The sequence below is a fragment of the Pseudomonas sp. GM_Psu_1 genome, from assembly GCF_026544185.1.
GTDB classification, from domain to species: domain Bacteria; phylum Pseudomonadota; class Gammaproteobacteria; order Pseudomonadales; family Pseudomonadaceae; genus Chryseomonas; species Chryseomonas oryzihabitans.
In genome coordinates, this window is record NZ_JALNUX010000022.1 from 17,794 (window position 1) to 32,609 (window position 14,816).

Annotated in this window: 15 protein-coding genes; 8 read left to right on the top strand and 7 right to left on the bottom strand. The window is 68.9% G+C overall.

Translation table 11 applies throughout. From position 1 onward, the window contains the following. Positions 1-150 precede the first annotated feature (150 nt). Together OXS31_RS22545 and OXS31_RS22550 are read right to left on the bottom strand one after the other, a co-directional pair. Complete coding sequence (locus tag OXS31_RS22545; protein WP_144947192.1) at positions 151-1,341, bottom strand: MFS transporter; 1,191 nt, start codon at positions 1,339-1,341, stop codon at positions 151-153. A gap of 166 nt (positions 1,342-1,507) precedes the next feature. After that, positions 1,508-2,368, bottom strand: coding sequence for a LysR family transcriptional regulator (locus OXS31_RS22550; protein ID WP_007162551.1), 861 nt, complete (start codon positions 2,366-2,368; stop codon positions 1,508-1,510). Between the two features lie 97 nt (positions 2,369-2,465). Between OXS31_RS22550 and OXS31_RS22555 the strand changes: the two genes are divergently transcribed. Next, the gene (locus OXS31_RS22555; protein ID WP_267402162.1) at positions 2,466-3,476 is read left to right on the top strand and encodes a DMT family transporter; all 1,011 of its coding nucleotides are present in this window, start codon (positions 2,466-2,468) and stop codon (positions 3,474-3,476) included. On the opposite strand, the gene OXS31_RS22560 is transcribed toward OXS31_RS22555, so the two are convergent. Then, positions 3,439-3,594 (bottom strand): hypothetical protein, encoded by a 156-nt coding sequence (locus tag OXS31_RS22560; RefSeq protein ID WP_007162553.1) that lies wholly within the window; start codon positions 3,592-3,594, stop codon positions 3,439-3,441. The two genes, OXS31_RS22555 and OXS31_RS22560, sit on opposite strands and share 38 nt — an antisense overlap. A 173-nt stretch (positions 3,595-3,767) precedes the next feature. After that, complete coding sequence (locus tag OXS31_RS22565) at positions 3,768-4,781, bottom strand: GlxA family transcriptional regulator (protein WP_027601325.1); 1,014 nt, start codon at positions 4,779-4,781, stop codon at positions 3,768-3,770. A 248-nt stretch (positions 4,782-5,029) separates the two neighbouring features. On the opposite strand from OXS31_RS22565, the gene OXS31_RS22570 reads away from it, so the two are divergent. The 5 genes from OXS31_RS22570 (at position 5,030) to OXS31_RS22590 (ending at position 9,438) form a co-directional block, all read left to right on the top strand. Next, on the top strand, positions 5,030-6,484 hold the full coding sequence (locus OXS31_RS22570) for an amino acid permease (RefSeq protein ID WP_144955868.1): 1,455 nt from the start codon (positions 5,030-5,032) through the stop codon (positions 6,482-6,484). 90 nt (positions 6,485-6,574) lie between these two features. Further along, positions 6,575-7,294: a GntR family transcriptional regulator gene (locus OXS31_RS22575; protein WP_267402167.1), complete on the top strand. Its 720-nt coding sequence runs from the start codon at positions 6,575-6,577 to the stop codon at positions 7,292-7,294. A gap of 6 nt (positions 7,295-7,300) precedes the next feature. Next, the gene (locus OXS31_RS22580; RefSeq protein ID WP_267402169.1) at positions 7,301-7,450 is read left to right on the top strand and encodes a hypothetical protein; all 150 of its coding nucleotides are present in this window, start codon (positions 7,301-7,303) and stop codon (positions 7,448-7,450) included. Between the two features lie 221 nt (positions 7,451-7,671). After that, complete coding sequence (yejK, locus tag OXS31_RS22585) at positions 7,672-8,679, top strand: nucleoid-associated protein YejK (RefSeq protein WP_027601327.1); 1,008 nt, start codon at positions 7,672-7,674, stop codon at positions 8,677-8,679. 321 nt (positions 8,680-9,000) lie between these two features. Further along, the gene (locus tag OXS31_RS22590; RefSeq protein WP_007162558.1) at positions 9,001-9,438 is read left to right on the top strand and encodes a hypothetical protein; all 438 of its coding nucleotides are present in this window, start codon (positions 9,001-9,003) and stop codon (positions 9,436-9,438) included. 117 nt (positions 9,439-9,555) lie between these two features. On the opposite strand, the gene OXS31_RS22595 is transcribed toward OXS31_RS22590, so the two are convergent. Together OXS31_RS22595 and OXS31_RS22600 are read right to left on the bottom strand one after the other, a co-directional pair. After that, a complete protein-coding gene (locus OXS31_RS22595; RefSeq protein ID WP_267402175.1) occupies positions 9,556-10,458 on the bottom strand; it encodes a hypothetical protein in 903 nt (300 codons plus the stop codon). A 121-nt stretch (positions 10,459-10,579) separates the two neighbouring features. Continuing rightward, positions 10,580-11,095: a dihydrofolate reductase gene (locus OXS31_RS22600; RefSeq protein WP_074584983.1), complete on the bottom strand. Its 516-nt coding sequence runs from the start codon at positions 11,093-11,095 to the stop codon at positions 10,580-10,582. Positions 11,096-11,176: 81 nt separating this feature from the next. On the opposite strand from OXS31_RS22600, the gene OXS31_RS22605 reads away from it, so the two are divergent. Together OXS31_RS22605 and OXS31_RS22610 are read left to right on the top strand one after the other, a co-directional pair. Then, entirely contained in the window at positions 11,177-12,565 is a 1,389-nt protein-coding gene (locus tag OXS31_RS22605) for a DUF2868 domain-containing protein (protein WP_027599053.1), read from the top strand. Beyond that, positions 12,562-13,938 carry a GTPase/DUF3482 domain-containing protein gene (locus tag OXS31_RS22610; protein WP_267402173.1) on the top strand — a complete coding sequence of 459 codons (1,377 nt, stop codon included), beginning with the start codon at positions 12,562-12,564 and terminating at the stop codon, positions 13,936-13,938. Before OXS31_RS22605 ends, OXS31_RS22610 begins: the two co-directional genes overlap by 4 nt. Here OXS31_RS22610 and OXS31_RS22615 read toward each other — a convergent pair. Next, positions 13,935-14,816: proline iminopeptidase-family hydrolase (locus OXS31_RS22615; protein ID WP_267402174.1), on the bottom strand; the 882-nt coding region annotated here is incomplete at its 5' end. The genes OXS31_RS22610 and OXS31_RS22615 overlap by 4 nt on opposite strands.

Below are 14,816 nucleotides of genomic sequence, written 5' to 3' on the forward strand. Positions count from 1 at the left end.
GCAACATGCCAGGGAAAGATGACAGTCAGGCTACAGTGAAGGCGGCACACGCAATCCCTCTGAAAGGTGCGCCGTAGAGCCATTCAGCGACGAAACCCGGGCGCGCGCGGCGGCAGCCCGACGCGACCAGGTCGCCCCAGCTGCCAGGTACTAGCAACGACCCGCTGGCGATGACGCCAGCGCCAGTCGCTGCACCAGGCTGGGCACCAGGCTCAGCACGCCCAGCAGCGCCATGCCCAGACCGACCCACAGGGGTGCGCGCAGGCCCTGGCCGGCATCGATGGCCGCGCCGCCGGCCCAGGCGCCCACCGCCAGGCCCGCGGTGATCACCGAGGTGTGCAGGGTGTTGACCAGCGGGCCCGGCGTGGCCGCGGCCATGACCCGGGCGACCATGGCCGGGTTGAGGGCCACCCCGGTCAGGCCGATCAGCACCAGGGCCAGCAGGCTGGCCGCGGCGCTGTCGGCGCAGCTGACGAAGAGGGCGAAGCCCAGCGCCAGCACCGCCAGACCGACACCCTGCACCTTGAGGGTGTAGCGATCGGCCAGGCGCCCCACCAGCAGATTGCCCAGCACGTTGGCGAGGCCATACCCCATCAGCAACCAGGGAATGGTGGTGGCCGCGAAACCCGTCACCTGGATGAGGATGGGCGAGAAGTAGCTGAAGCCGGCAAAGGTCGCGCCGATGATCAGGCCGCTGGTGAGGTAGGCCGCCCAGAGTCTGCCACTGACCAGGGTCCGCAGCTCCCCGCCCAACTGCCCGGCCGCGCGCGCTGGCGCCCGCGGCACGCAGAGGCCGACCAGCAGGGTGCAGCAGGCCGCCAGCAGGGCAACCGCCCAGAAGCTGGCGCGCCAGCCGGCCAGTTGCTCGATCAGTACCGTACCCGGCACCCCGAACACCGGCGCCAGCATGAGTCCGGACAGGATCAGCGAGGCCGCCCGGCCGCGGCGATCCGGCGTGACCAGGTTGGCGCCCAGGGTCAGACAGAGGCCGATGCTGGCGGAGCTGGCGATGCCCATGAGCACCCTCCCCGCCGCCATCACCGGATAGCTGACCGCCAGCGCGGCCACCACGGCGCCGACCAGATAGAGCGCCAGCAGCCACAGCAGCGCCGACTTTTCCGCCAGGCGCAGGGCCAGCAGCAACAGGGTCAGCGGCGGGCCGCCCAGGGCCATGCCCAGGGCATACCAGGAGATCAGATAGCCGATCTGGCCGAGGGAGACACCGAGATCGGCGGCCAGCGCCGGCATCATGCCGGCCACCATGAATTCGGCGGTGGTCAGCGCGAAGATGGTCAGGGCCAGCAGATAGATGAGACGGGGGATGGCGGGTGAGGCAGTCATGACAGGCGAAACATTCCAGAACAGCGGACAGGAGCGGCGGTAGCGGACCGGACGTGCGGACAGGGGGCGCGCATGCCGGAGGTGGGAGCGCAGGCCCAGGGGTCGAGCGGCAAGGCGGCCACCTTAGTGGCTGGGCCAGGGCCCGGTCAAACGCCGGGCCGCCGGGCTAGATGCGGAAATCCTCGGCGATCAGCCCGGCCAGAGAGGCGCAGGCGGGGCTGCGCTCGCCCGGTGGCGAGGCCAGTCGCAACTCGTGCACCGGCAACGCGGGAAAGCCTTCTTCCGGCGTCAGTTCGCGCATCGGCGGGGTCATGCGTGCCCGGTCGGTGATGGCCACCGCCTGCCCCAGTTCGACCGCCGCTTCCAGCGCCGAAGAGGCGGCGCTGGTCACCACGGCATGCCAGCGCCGGCCCTGGCGGATCAGCAGGTCGATGCCCAGTTCGCGATAGCTGCAGCCCTCGCCGTGCAGCGCCAGGGGCACGCTGGCGTCCGCGCTCAACTGCAGTCCGGGACCGGCGACCCACACCGGCTGGGTATGGCCGAATCTCTGGCCGTCCGCCCGGTCGGTGCGGGGCGGCCCCACCAGCAGCGCCAGGTCCAGCAGGCCCTGGCCGAGCCAGCGCCGCAATTGGCTGCTGTTGCCGGTGAGCACCTCCAGGACGATTCCGGGATGCTCGCCCTGCAAGCGCGGCAAGACGGCCTTGAGCAGGCGCGCGGCATAGTCCTCGGCCACGCCCAGGCGCACCTCCCCCACCACCGGCTGGCCGGTGAGACCGGCGAGGATGCGGTCATGGGTCTGCAACAGGTCGGCGGTCTCGAGCAGCACGCGGCGTCCGAGCGGGGTCAGGGTCACGGCCTGGTTGTCGCGCTCGAACAGTCGGCCGCCGGTCTGCTCTTCCAGCCGGCGGATCTGGCTGCTCACCGCCGAGGGGCTGCGATTGAGCTGCAGCGAGGCGGCGCGAAACTGTCCCAGCCGCACGATGGTGTGGAAGGTACGCAGGACATCGATATCGAGGGGAGCGGGCATGATGCGTTTTTATCGAACCATAGCTACCGATAATGTCGTTTGAGTGTATTACCACCCTGGGCCAGGCTCAAGGCATCCCGTCAGCTGGAGTCCGCTCATGCCTGCCATCCTGTCTTCCCCCCTGCTGCGCCAACTCGCCCTGGTGCTCTGCTGGAGCGCCGGTTTCGTCGGCTATCGCTATGCCGCGGACCACGCCCCTACCCTGCTGGTGACCTGCTGGCGCCTGCTGCTGGCCGCCCTCCTGCTGCTGCCCTTCGCCTGGGCCGAGGTGCGGCGCTTGCCGCTGAAGATCATCGGTCAGCAGGCGGGCATCGGCGTGCTGGCCTTTGCCGGCGCGGTAGGACCGGCGGCCAAGGCCATCGAACTGGGCGTCTCACCCGGGCTGGCGGCGCTGCTATCGGATCTGTCGCCGCTGCTGGTGGCGCTGGGCTGCTGCCTGCTGCCGGGCCAGCGCACCAACGGCCGCCAGTGGCTCGGCCTGGGCCTGGGCCTGACGGGCGTCCTGCTGGCCACCGGCGCGGGACTGGGTTTGGGCGTGGCCCCCGCCTGGGCCTATGCCTTGCCCCTGGGCAGTGCCCTGGCCCTGGCGCTGGCGACCCTGGTGCAGAGTCGCCTGCCGCCGAGTCGACTGGCGCTGCGGACGCAGCTGTTCATCCAGCTCGCGGCCAGCAGTCTGGTGATGCTGGGGGTGGCCGGGGTGGAAGGCCCGCTGACGCCACCGCTGACCCTCGGCTTCGCCCTGGCGGTGCTCTGGCTGCTGATCCCGACCCTGCTCGGCTTCGGCCTCTACTGGCTGTGCCTGCGTCAGGGCAGCCCGCAGGCGGTGAGTGGCGCGCTCTACCTGAGTCCGCCGGTGGCACTGCTCTGGGCCTGGGCCTGCTTCGACGAACCCCTGGCGCCGGGCATGCTGCTCGGCCTGCTGTTCGCCCTGGCGGGATTGCTGTGCCTGAATGCGGCGGAGCGGACCCGGCAACCGGAGCCGGCGCTGGGCGGGTCACTCTCTGAGGAGGGTGCGATGCCGACGGCCGTCAGCACCGGCGAAGGCCTCGCGTGGCGAGGCCGACGGGCGGTCAGGCCTTGTCGTCGGCCTGCTCGTCGTGGTCCTTGAGCGCGGGTTTCTTGCCCGGTTGCGGCGCGTGCTCGGCATCGGGTGCGATGTCCTCGCCCTGATGCTTCTTTTCCTGCTGCACTTTCTTGTCGTGGGCGACGTTACGTGGATCGGTCATGGCATTTCCTCGCTCGATAGGACAGTCAGCCCCCTTCGCCGCAGCACGCAGGCCGAGATGCCCGGGGTGAAGTTTCGAGCGAGACGGCGCGGAGCCGTTCCGGTACGCCGACGAAACGCTCTGAGGCGGGCCCTTCCGGCCGCTCCGCGCGCGTGCTGCGGGCCTGCTGCAGCCTAGTACTTGAGCCGCCGCTCCTTGGACGGTGGATAGCCGAAGTAGGCCGAATACCTCTTGCTGAAGTGGGTGACCGAGGTGAAGCCGCAGGCCACCGCCACCTCCAGCACCGACAGGGTGGAATGCTGCAGCAGGCGGCGCCCCTCGGTGATGCGCAACTCCAGGTAATAGCGCATGGGCGCGGTGTCGAGCTGCTCGCGAAACAGCCGCTCGACCTGACGCCGCGAGCGACCGGCGTAGTCGCACAGCTGCTCGATGGTGAGGGGCTCCTCGATGTTGGCCTCCATCAGGGTCACCACCTCGCGCAGCGGCGGGGTCATCTGCACCTTGAGCGTCGGATTGACCTGGCGAAAGCGCGATTCCTCGAAGGCCAGGATGTTGACCAGGCCATCGGCCAGGGCGCTCCCGCACTGGGCGCCGATCCATTCGAGAAAGAGGTGGAAGGCACCGCTGGGACTGGCCGCGGTGAGCCGATCGCGATCCAGCACATGGCTTTCCGCAGAGGTCTTGCACCCGCGCACCCGTTCGCTGAAGGCGCTGCGCTGTTCGGGATGGATGGCGCAGCGATAGCCGTCCAGCAGCCCGGCCTGGCCCAGTTGCCAGGCGCCGTTCCACAGGCCGCAGAGGGTCACCTGCTGCCGGGCCACGCGCAGCAGCAGCGCCTTGAGCCGTGGATCCAGTTCCAGCGGCGTCCGCAGGCCGCCGCAGACCACCAGCAGGTCGAAGCGGGCGCCCTCCGCCGCACGGTAGTCGCCGTCCGGGCGGATGACGATGCCGAGGTCACTGAGTACCTCGGCGCCGGTCGGGCTGTAGGTGCGGGTGGCGAAGGTGCCGGCGGCCAGCAGGTTGGCGGTGACCAGGGTATCCAGCGCCTGGGTAAAGGACGGCAGGGAAAAGTGATCGAGCAGGATGAAGCCGACCAGCCGGGAAAATTCCGGCCGCGGTCGCATCGACTGCAATTGCAGGTAGTTCTTGCCCTGGATACCGCTGCCAAAGGTTCTGGAATCGATCACGCTGCGCTGCCTGCTGGGACCCTGGGTCATGCTAGCCGAAGCGCGGCCCGGCGATGATCGGACTGCGACAGCGGCGCACCGACGACCGCCATCCCACCTGACGCCCTTAGCCTGCTAAGCTTCGCCGCTTTTTTGCCACCTGCCCGTGCAGGTCGCCGCAGCCGGTGGGTGCACCGCCCTGCGCCCCATGACCGTGAATGGCCGCCAGAGCCAACGTCCGGCCCCTTCAACTGCCAGCTGGAAACCCCATGTCCACCGCCTCTCCGAGTCTGCAGCGCCGGCTCAAGCCCCGTCACCTCAACATGATCGCCATCGGCGGCTCCATCGGCACCGGCCTGTTCGTCGCCTCCGGCGCCACCGTGGCCACCGCCGGTCCGGGCGGCGCCCTGGCGGCCTATGCGCTGATCGGCCTGATGGTCTATTTCCTCATGACCAGTCTCGGCGAGATGGCCGCCTACCAGCCGGTGTCGGGTTCCTTCTCCATCTATGGCAGTCGTTTCGTCGAAGACGGCTTCGGCTTCGCCCTTGGCTGGAACTACTGGTACAACTGGGCGGTGACCATCGCCGCCGAGCTGGTGGCGGCGCAGCTGGTGATGGGCTTCTGGTTTCCCGAGGTGCCGGGGCTGCTCTGGAGCGCGCTGTTTCTCGGCCTGATGTTCCTGCTCAATGCGGTATCGGTGCGCGGCTTCGGCGAGAGCGAATTCTGGTTCGCGCTGATCAAGGTGACCACCGTGGTGGTCTTCATCGGCCTGGGCCTGGCCGCCATCCTCGGCATCTTCAGCGGCATCGAGCCGCCGGGGCTGACCATCTTCACCCAGGGCGAGGCGCCCTTCGTCGGCGGTCTGCAGGCCATGGTCGGGGTAGCCATGATCGCCGGCTTCTCCTTCCAGGGCACCGAGCTGATCGGCATCGCCGCCGGCGAGTCGGAGAATCCGCGCAAGAACGTGCCCATCGCCATCCGCCAGGTGTTCTGGCGCATCCTGATGTTCTATGTGCTGGCGATCTTCGTCATCGGCATGCTGATCCCCTACACCGATCCGCGACTCCTGCAGAACGACGCCACCGACGTCTCCGTCTCGCCGTTCACCCTGCTGTTCGAGCGCGCCGGCCTGGCCTTCGCCGCCAGCCTGATGAACGCGGTGATCCTTTCGGCGGTGCTCTCCGCCGGCACCTCGGGCATGTATGCCTCGACGCGGATGCTGCACAGCCTGGCCGAACAGGGCAAGGCGCCGCGCCTGTTCGCCCGCGTCGCGCGCAATGGCGTGCCGCGCAACGCCCTGCTCGCCACCACCGCAGTGGGCGCCCTGTGCTTCTTCACCTCCCTGGTGGGCGACAAGGCGCTCTATGGCTGGCTGCTCAACACCTCGGGCATGTGCGGCTTCATCGCCTGGCTGGGCATCGCCGTGTCCCACTATCGCTTCCGCCAGGGCTACCTGGCCCAGGGTCGCCGCCTGGAAGACCTGCCCTATCGCGCCAAGCTGTTTCCCTTCGGGCCGCTGCTGGCCTTCGCCCTCTGCCTGGTGATCACCCTGGGGCAGAACTACGCCGCCCTGTTCGGACCGAACGGCGTGGACTGGCTGGGCCTGGCCGCCACCTATATCAGCCTGCCGCTGTTTCTCGCCGTCTGGCTCGGCTATCGCGTAAAGCACCGCAGCCGCCTGGTGAAGCTCAGGGACATGGACGTCAGCCCGAGCGGCGACTGAACGACCCTCCGCGAAACCCGCCGCGCCGGCTGCGCCCGGCGGGTCCCGTGCTAGCATCCTGGCCTTTACGGTCGATTCGCCAGCGCTGCCATGGGCACCCTCGCCTCCCAACTGATTCCCGACATCCTCACCTACATCGCCTCGCACCAGCTGGCGGTGGGCACCCGACTGCCCGAGCGCGCCCTGGCCGAACGCCTGCGGGTGTCGCGTTCGCCGGTGCGCAGCGCCTTGCAGCAGATGGCCGACCGGAGCCTGCTGGCGCGGCATCCCGAGGGCGGCTTCGCCGTGGCCGCCGCGGCCCTGAACGCCACGCCCCAGGCGCGCGAGGAGGTCTCCGCCAGCGAGCGGCTGTACCTGACCATCGCCCGCGATCGCATCGAGGGTGAGCTACCGCTCAAGGTCACGGAAAACGAGCTGATCCGCCGCTACCAGGTCACCCGCGGGCAACTGGCCGACATCTTGAGGCGCATCGTCCAAGAAGGCTGGGCCGAGCGTCTGCCGGGCTACGGCTGGAGTTTCGTCGAAGGCCTCACCTCGCCCGACGCCTATGCCCAGAGCTACCGCTTTCGCCTGCTGCTGGAACCGGCCGGCATCCGGGAAGCCGACTTCATCCTGGATGCCGAGGCCTTGCGGCGCTGCCGCGACGAGCAGGCGCTGCTGGCCGCGGGCCGGGTATTCGAGGCTTCGCCGGCGGAGATCTTCGACGCCAACACCCGCCTGCACGAGACCATCGCCCGCTGCTCGGGCAATGCCTTCATCCTCGATGCGCTGCGCCGGCTCAATCGCCTGCGCCGGCTGATCGAATACTAGAAGTCGGTGGATCGCGAGCAGGCCCAGCGCCGCTGCCAGGAGCACCTGCAGCTGATCGATCTGCTGCTGGAGGACCGCCGTGAAGAGGCCGCGGTCTTCATGACCCGGCACCTGGGCAATGCGCTGCAGGAAAAGCAGACGGCGCCGGCGCGCTGAGCCTGCGGCGCCAGGGGCCTGCCCGCGAGGGCGCGGGAGCGTTAGACTGGCCGACTTTCCCAGAGCCTATCCAACGTCTACTGCGCGTCGGCCAAACGGCGTTGAAAATGGCTTCGGAATGCTCATTTACTACCTGTAAACTCCGCTTCCTCAGCCATTTTCGCCTTGTTTGTCTCTAGCTCGTGAGACGTTGAACAGGCTCTCAGCTAACCGAGTCCGCCATGCCGATCCGTCACGCCATCGTCCATCTGATCGACAAGAAGCCCGACGGCCAGCCCGCGACCCTGCACGCGCGGGACGCCGAACTGGCCGACTCCCAGGCCATCGAGAATCTGCTGGCCGATCTCAACGACAGCTACAACGCCAAGCCCAACAAGGCCTGGGGCCTGTTCCACGAAGAATCCGGCGCCTATCCCTTCAGTGGCTGGCTGCATGCCTATCTGGAAGGCGAACAGGATTTCGTCGCCTTCAGTCGCCAGGCAGTGGAGCACCTCAAGGGCCTGATGGAGAGCAGCAACCTCTCCACCGGCGGCCATGTGCTGTTCGCCCAGTACCAGCAGGGCATGACCGACTACCTGAGCATCGCCCTGCTGCACCACAGCGAGGGGGTGACCGTCACCGAAAAGCTGGAAGTGGCGCCGGCCAAGCACCTGGACCTGGGCCAGCTGCACCTGGCGGCGCGCATCAACCTGTCCGAGTGGCGCAACAACAAGCAGTCGCGCCAGTACATCTCCTTTATCCGTGGCAAGGGCGGCAAGAAGGTCTCGGACTACTTCCGCGACTTCATCGGTTGCCAGGAAGGCGTCGACGCCAAGGGCGAGACCCGTACCCTGCTCAAGGCCTTCAGCGACTATGTGGAGAGCGAGGACCTGCCGGAAGAGGCCGCCAAGGAAAAGACCGACACCCTGGTGGACTACGCCAGCAGCCAGGCCAAGCGCGGTGAGCCTATGGCCCTGGATGCCCTCTCCGAGTTGATGGACGACGAGGCGCCACGCGCCTTCTACGACTACATCCGCAACAAGGATTACGGCCTGGCGCCGGAGATCCCGGCGGACAAGCGCACCCTCAACCAATTCCGCCGCTTCACCGGCCGCGCCGAAGGCTTATCGATCAGCTTCGAGGCGCACCTGCTGGGCTCGCGCATCGAATACGACGAAGGCCAGGATCTGCTGATCATTCGCGAGGTGCCGACCCAACTGAAGGACCAGCTCAAGCGGCGCAAGGACTAGGTTCTGTACGAAAAATGCCTGCGCTCGGTGATGCTTCGTTGAAAAAGGCCTGGATCGCCAGTCCGATCGGAATGCTCATTTACCGCTCGTAAACTCGAGCGCGAGTCCGATCCGCTTCCTCAGCCTTTTTCGCGGGGCCGCCTAGGCCTCGCCTGACCTTCGCTCGGCGCTTTTTGGTACAGAACCTCACGACCGCCTGGCCCCTGGACACCCGGGGTTGCAAACGCGGTCACCGATCGGGCGCCCCCGGCTGGACAGCGGCCAGCCAAAGGGGGCACAAGATGTCCCTTCTTTTCCCTCTCTGCCGAAAAAGTCGAAATCATGAGCCAGTACCCCTTCGAACGCCGCATCGTCATCACCCTGCAATCGAACAACGAACTGACGCTCGACGCCGCCCTCGACCAGGCCGTGTCGCGCATCAAGCAGGGCGAGATCCACGGTGGCGACGAAGGCCTGGCCACTGCCTACAGCTTCCATGTGGACACCGTGGCCGAAGGCCCCTCCGGTCCGGTGGACCTGGGCGAGTACCTGGGCCGCCCGGCCACCAAGGCCGAGCAGAGCGTGGTGGACGCCGGCGTGGTGCCGCGCTTCCGCCTCGGCCAGAGCGTGGCCGTGCAGGTCGGCAATGGCGAACCCAAGCCCAGCAGCATCCAGGAAGTGCGCCTCTTTCCCCAGGTGGAAGGTCCCTGCTGGCTGTACCTGGTGGAAGAACGCGTCCACCGCGACTACCTGCCGGCCAAGAAGCTGCGGGCGATCTGAGCGACGCCACGATGTTGGGCTTCGCTGGCGCTCAGCCCAACCTACCGCCCCGGAGGTTGGACTGAGACAGCTTCATCGTCGAAGCCCAACAGGCAGACCTGAGCCCAACAACCCTACTCAACCGAAGGCGGCGATCTGGCGATAGAGCGACAGCGCCGGCGCGGCTGTCGTGCCGGTCATCTGGGTGAGGATACTGCCATCCAGCGCGGTGCTCGCGCCGGCGCCCTGCCCGTCCGCCGGCTGCGTCGTCCATTGGGGTGCGCCATCCGCCCCGGTGCTGACGCCAAAGGTCGGCGCCGATAGCTGGGCGATTTCCTGAGCGGCAGCGGTCGCCACGCCGCCGGGGCTCAGGCCGTCGATGAGCTGGCTGCTCAACTGATTGGGTTGCCAATTCGGCATGCCGGGATTCAGCGTACCGAGGATGCCGGCATCTTCCGTGGCGGCGGGTGCCCAGTTCCAGGACGCGGCACCCTGATTCTGCGGGGAGAGCCCGGAGAAGGCCACGTTGGCCGCATCGGTGCCACGTTGCGCGCCCTCGAAATAGGCGAGCTGACGTTCAGCCGAGGTGAAGGTGCCGGAATCGTCGCTGGCGATACGCGCCAGGCTGTTGCTGTCCAGGTTGGCGAAGGGATCCTGCGTGGAGGCATCGGCATAGCGACTGTCGTCATGGTAATAGCTCACCAGCAGGTGATTGGCCGCCTGCTTCGCCAACTGGATACGGTCGGGACTGGCCCCCTCGGGCATCTCACCGAGCACGGCGGCGTCGGTGCCCTGGCTGCGGATCTGCTGCTGGAGGATCTGCATGAAGCCGTCGAGATCTGCATTGCCGTTCGATTGCCCCGGCAGCAGACCGGCGATCAGCTGGGCCGCGGGCGACAGGTCCACGGCGACGGCGCTGCCACTGGACGCAGCACCAGTCTGGCCACTGTCGGCCGCCGAGGTAGTCGGATTGCCCGTCGCGCCTGGACGGGCAGGTTGGGTGCCTGCCGTTGTCGCCTGCATCTGGCTGTCGATCGCCATCACGTCTGTACCCTCCGGCCGCCCGGGCGGCTCGCCTCAGCCTCCTTTATGCCAGGGCAACCTTAGGCTTTGCTTAGCACCGGAAGACATCGGCAAGAGCACGCAGGTGTCACGACCGACCCTACGCCCGGCGCTCCCAGACCTCGCAGGCATAGGCGGGACGGTCGTCTTCGGCGGCATGCTGCTGCCGCGAGACGAGTTCCCAGTCGGCCTCGTTCCAGGCGGGAAAGAACACGTCCCCGTCCGGCGCCAGGGCGACGCGGGTCAGGTAGAGCCGCTGGGCCAGCGGCAGTGCGTCGGCGAACAGTTGGGCGCCGCCGATCAGCATGATCTCGCTGGCCTCGCGTTCCCGGGCCCAGGCCTCGGCACGCTCCACGGCAGCGGCCAGCGACGTCCGCACCTCGGCACCTTCGGCCGCGAGATCAGTCTGACGGGAGACCACCAGATTCAGCCGACCCGGCAGCGGGCGGCCCAGGGAGTCCCAGGTCTTGCGACCCATGACCAGCGGCTTGCCGAGGGTCACGGCCTTGAAATATTTGAGCTCCGCCGGCAGGTGCCAGGGGAGACGATTGTCGATGCCGATGACGCCGTTGTCGGCCACGGCGACGATCAGGCTCAGGGGGAGAGAGGTTTTCATGGTGACAGAGCATAACAGAGGCGTTAACAGCCAGGGCGCCAGGGACTATGCTCGGCGTTTTTGCCGCAAGGGCGCCGACGCGTGACCGCAACCCCCTCTCCCGCCTTCGAGGATCTCTGGCTCACCGAAGCCCTGCGCCTGACCGAAGAAGACAGCGGCCCGCTGGAAGACGCCGAGGCCAATCGCCAGGCACGTGCGGCCGGCGGTCCCTTCGAGGCGCGACTGGTGACGCGCGCCCGCCTGCTCGGTCAGCGCGACGGTCTGCTGGCGGCACGGCGCCGCTGGCGCCAGGGTGCGCTGCTGGCCGCCTGGCTGCTGGGCATCGTGGCGCTGTTCTGCGGCGCGGGTCTCGCCGCCGGGGCGCTGGGCGATGGCAGTCGTCCGGTCAATGTGTTCTGGGCGCTGGGCAGTCTGCTCGGCCTCAACCTCCTCAGCCTGCTGGTCTGGGCCCTTGGCCTGCTGGGGGGTGGCCGGCAGTTGGCCTCGCCGCTGGCACGCCTCTGGCTGTGGCTCTCTGGCCGCCTGGCGCGGGATGCCCGCGCCCTGCACCTGGGTCCGGCGCTGGTCGGGCTGCTCGGTCGCGCCCGCCTGCTGCCCTGGGCGCTGGGCGGTCTGGTCCACGGCCTCTGGCTGCTGATCCTCGGCAGTGCCCTGGCGACCCTGCTGGCGCTGCTTTCCGGACGCAGCTATCTGTTCGTCTGGGAGACCACCCTGCTCGGCAGCGATACCTTCGTGCTGCTGACCCAGGCGCTCGGCGCCCTGCCCCAGCTGCTGGGCTTTCCGCTGCCCGACCCGGCCAGCATCGCCGCCAGTGGCGATGCCGCCAGCCCTCTGGCCGCGGCACGCCAGGCCTGGGCCGGCTGGCTGCTCGGCGTGGTGCTGGTCTATGGCCTGCTGCCCCGGCTGCTGCTCACCCTGCTCTGCCTGTGGCGCTGGCGACGCGGTCGCCAACGGCTGCGGCTGGACGTCGAGCGCCCCGGCTATCTGCACCTGCGCGAACGCCTGCTGCCCACCAGCGAACGCCTCGGGGTGAACGACGCCGCCCCCGCGCAGCTGCCCCAGCAGGATGCCGGGAGCCTGGCCCGGACCGGTGACGAGGCGCTGCTGGTGGGCATCGAACTCACCGACCATACCTGGCCGCCGCCGCTGCCCGAAGGCGTGCGTGACGCCGGCGTGCTCGACGACGGCCAGGGCCGGCGCCATCTGCTGGAACAGCTGACCCGCTATCCGGCCCGCCGCCTGCTGATCGCCTGCGATCCCCGCCGCTCGCCGGATCGCGGTACCCTGACCCTACTGGCCGAATTGTCGCGCTGCGCCACGGCCACCCGCGTCTGGCTGTTGCCCGCGCCCCTGGGCGGCAAGCTTGATCCGGTGCGCCTGGACGACTGGCGCCAGGCGCTGGATGCCCTGCGCCTGGCACACTGCACCGGCGATCTCGAAGAACTGGCCTGGCTGGAGACGAATCCATGAGCGGCCCCCTGCGCCTGGCGCTGGTCGGTCACACCAATGTCGGCAAGACCTCGCTGCTGCGCACCCTGACCCGCGACGTCGACTTCGGCGAGGTCTCCCATCGTCCCAGCACCACCCGCCATGTCGAGGGCGCGCGGCTGTCGGTGGATGGCGAAGCCCTGCTGGAGCTCTACGACACTCCCGGCCTGGAAGATGCCATCGCCCTGCGCGATTACCTCGAGCAACTGGAGCGCCCCGGCGAACGCCTGGACGCCGCCACCCTGCTCGACCGCTTTCTCGACAGCGTGGAAGCCCGCCAGCGATTCGAGCAGGAGGCCAAGGTGATTCGCCAGCTGCGCGCCTCCGATGCCGGTCTCTATGTGATCGACGCCCGTGAGCCGGTGCTGGCCAAGTACCGCGACGAACTGGCGGTGCTGGCCGGTTGCGGTCGTCCGCTGGTGCCGGTGCTCAATTTCGTCGCCGCCGACGGCCACCGCGCCGACGATTGGCGCGCCACCCTGGCCCGCCTCGGCCTGCACGCCCTGGTGCGCTTCGACAGCGTCGCCCCGCCGGCGGACGGCGAGGCGCGCCTCTACGAAAGCCTGGCAACGCTGCTGGAAAGCGGCCGCCCGGCGCTGCAACGACTGATCGCCGATCACGCCGAGCAGGCCCGCCGCCGCCATCAGCAGGGGGTGCGGCTGATCGCCGATCTGCTGGTGGACGCCGCCGCCGCGCGGCGCAGCGTGGCGCCTGGCGAAGCCGAGGTGAATACCGCGACCGCCGAGTTGCGCGACGCCCTGCGCACCCGCGAACAGCGCTGCGTGGAAGACCTGCTGCGGCTGTTCGGCTTTCGCCCGGGCGATGCCCACGCCAGCGACCTGCCGCTGCTGGACGGGCGCTGGGGCGACGATCTCTTCAATCCGGAAACCCTGCGCCTGCTGGGCATCCGCCTGGGCGGCGGCGTGGCGGCCGGCGCCGCGGCCGGGGTCGGCCTGGACCTGCTCGCCGGCGGTCTGACCCTGGGCGCCGCCACGGTGCTGGGCGCCCTGGCCGGCGGCCTGGCGCAGACCGGCGGCCACTATGGTCGGCGGCTGTTCGGCAAGCTGCGCGGCGGACGGGAACTGTCCATCGACGATGCCGTGCTGCGGCTGCTGGCCGTCCGGCAGCGACAATTGCTGGCGGCGCTGGAAACCCGCGGCCATGCCGCCCAGGGCGCCATCGAGGTGGCCGCCCCCGACGAGCAGCGCTGGCGCGAGGGCAAGCTGCCCGCCGCCGTGCAGGTGGCCCGGGCCCATCCGGAATGGTCGGCGCTCAATCCGCGCCCGCGCCTGCAGGCCGACGACCGCCAGACCCGCATCGACGAGATCGCCGCCGCCCTGGATGCGGACGCCTAGCGGCGCTCCAGCTCGGCGAGAAAGACCGCCACCGTGGCCATGCAGGCTTCGCGTTCTTCCACGTGGGGCATGTGGCTGGAATGCTCGAAGATGCGCCAGCGGGCATCCGGGATGAGTCTATCGAAGGGCTCCACGCAGGCCGGGGTGGCCTCGTCGTGACGCCCGGAGATCAGCAGGGTCGGCACCTGGATCCGCTCGAGCCGCTCGATCACGCTCCAGTCCCTGAGACTGCCGATCACATGGAATTCGGTGGGGCCGTTCATGGCGTGATAGACGGTGGGATCGGCGTCGATGGCGGCGAAGGTCCGCGCCACCTCGGCCGGCATGGGCTGCACGCGGCAGACATGGCGGGCATAGAAGACCTCACTGGCAGCGCGGTACTCCGGCGAATCGGTGGTGCCGGCGGCCTCGTGGCGCTCCAGGGTGGCCTGCACTTCGGCCGGCAATTCGGCCCGCAGCCCGGCCGCGGCCTCGCGCCAGAGCGCCATGGACGCCGGCGAATTGGCGATGACCAGCCCCCGTAGTCCTTCAGGCTGGCGCACCCCGTGCTCGGCGGCCAGCATCCCGCCCCAGGATTGGCCGAGCAGCACGTACTGGCAGATACCCAGGTGGCGCAGCAGGTTGTCCAGTTCGTCGAGAAACAGCGCCACCGTCCAGAAACCCGGATCGATCCCGCGCAGGTGGGTGGAGCGGCCGTTGCCCAGCTGGTCGTAATGCACCACCGGCCAGCCGCGCTCGGCCAGGTCCTTGAAGCTGTCCACATAGTCATGGGTGCAACCGGGACCGCCATGGGCCACCACCAGCGGCAATCGCCCGCTGGCCAGCTCACCGGTGACCCGGTACCAGGTCTGATGGCCGTGGAAATCGGCGTAGCCTTC

Coding starts and splice junctions, on each gene's coding strand:
- OXS31_RS22545 (WP_144947192.1), bottom strand. CDS start 1,341: ATGACTGCCTCACCCGCCATCCCCCGTCTCATCTATCTGCTGGCCCTG.
- OXS31_RS22550 (WP_007162551.1), bottom strand. CDS start 2,368: ATGCCCGCTCCCCTCGATATCGATGTCCTGCGTACCTTCCACACCATC.
- OXS31_RS22555 (WP_267402162.1), top strand. CDS start 2,466: ATGCCTGCCATCCTGTCTTCCCCCCTGCTGCGCCAACTCGCCCTGGTG.
- OXS31_RS22560 (WP_007162553.1), bottom strand. CDS start 3,594: ATGACCGATCCACGTAACGTCGCCCACGACAAGAAAGTGCAGCAGGAA.
- OXS31_RS22570 (WP_144955868.1), top strand. CDS start 5,030: ATGTCCACCGCCTCTCCGAGTCTGCAGCGCCGGCTCAAGCCCCGTCAC.
- OXS31_RS22575 (WP_267402167.1), top strand. CDS start 6,575: ATGGGCACCCTCGCCTCCCAACTGATTCCCGACATCCTCACCTACATC.
- yejK (WP_027601327.1), top strand. CDS start 7,672: ATGCCGATCCGTCACGCCATCGTCCATCTGATCGACAAGAAGCCCGAC.
- OXS31_RS22590 (WP_007162558.1), top strand. CDS start 9,001: ATGAGCCAGTACCCCTTCGAACGCCGCATCGTCATCACCCTGCAATCG.
- OXS31_RS22595 (WP_267402175.1), bottom strand. CDS start 10,458: ATGGCGATCGACAGCCAGATGCAGGCGACAACGGCAGGCACCCAACCT.
- OXS31_RS22600 (WP_074584983.1), bottom strand. CDS start 11,095: ATGAAAACCTCTCTCCCCCTGAGCCTGATCGTCGCCGTGGCCGACAAC.
- OXS31_RS22610 (WP_267402173.1), top strand. CDS start 12,562: ATGAGCGGCCCCCTGCGCCTGGCGCTGGTCGGTCACACCAATGTCGGC.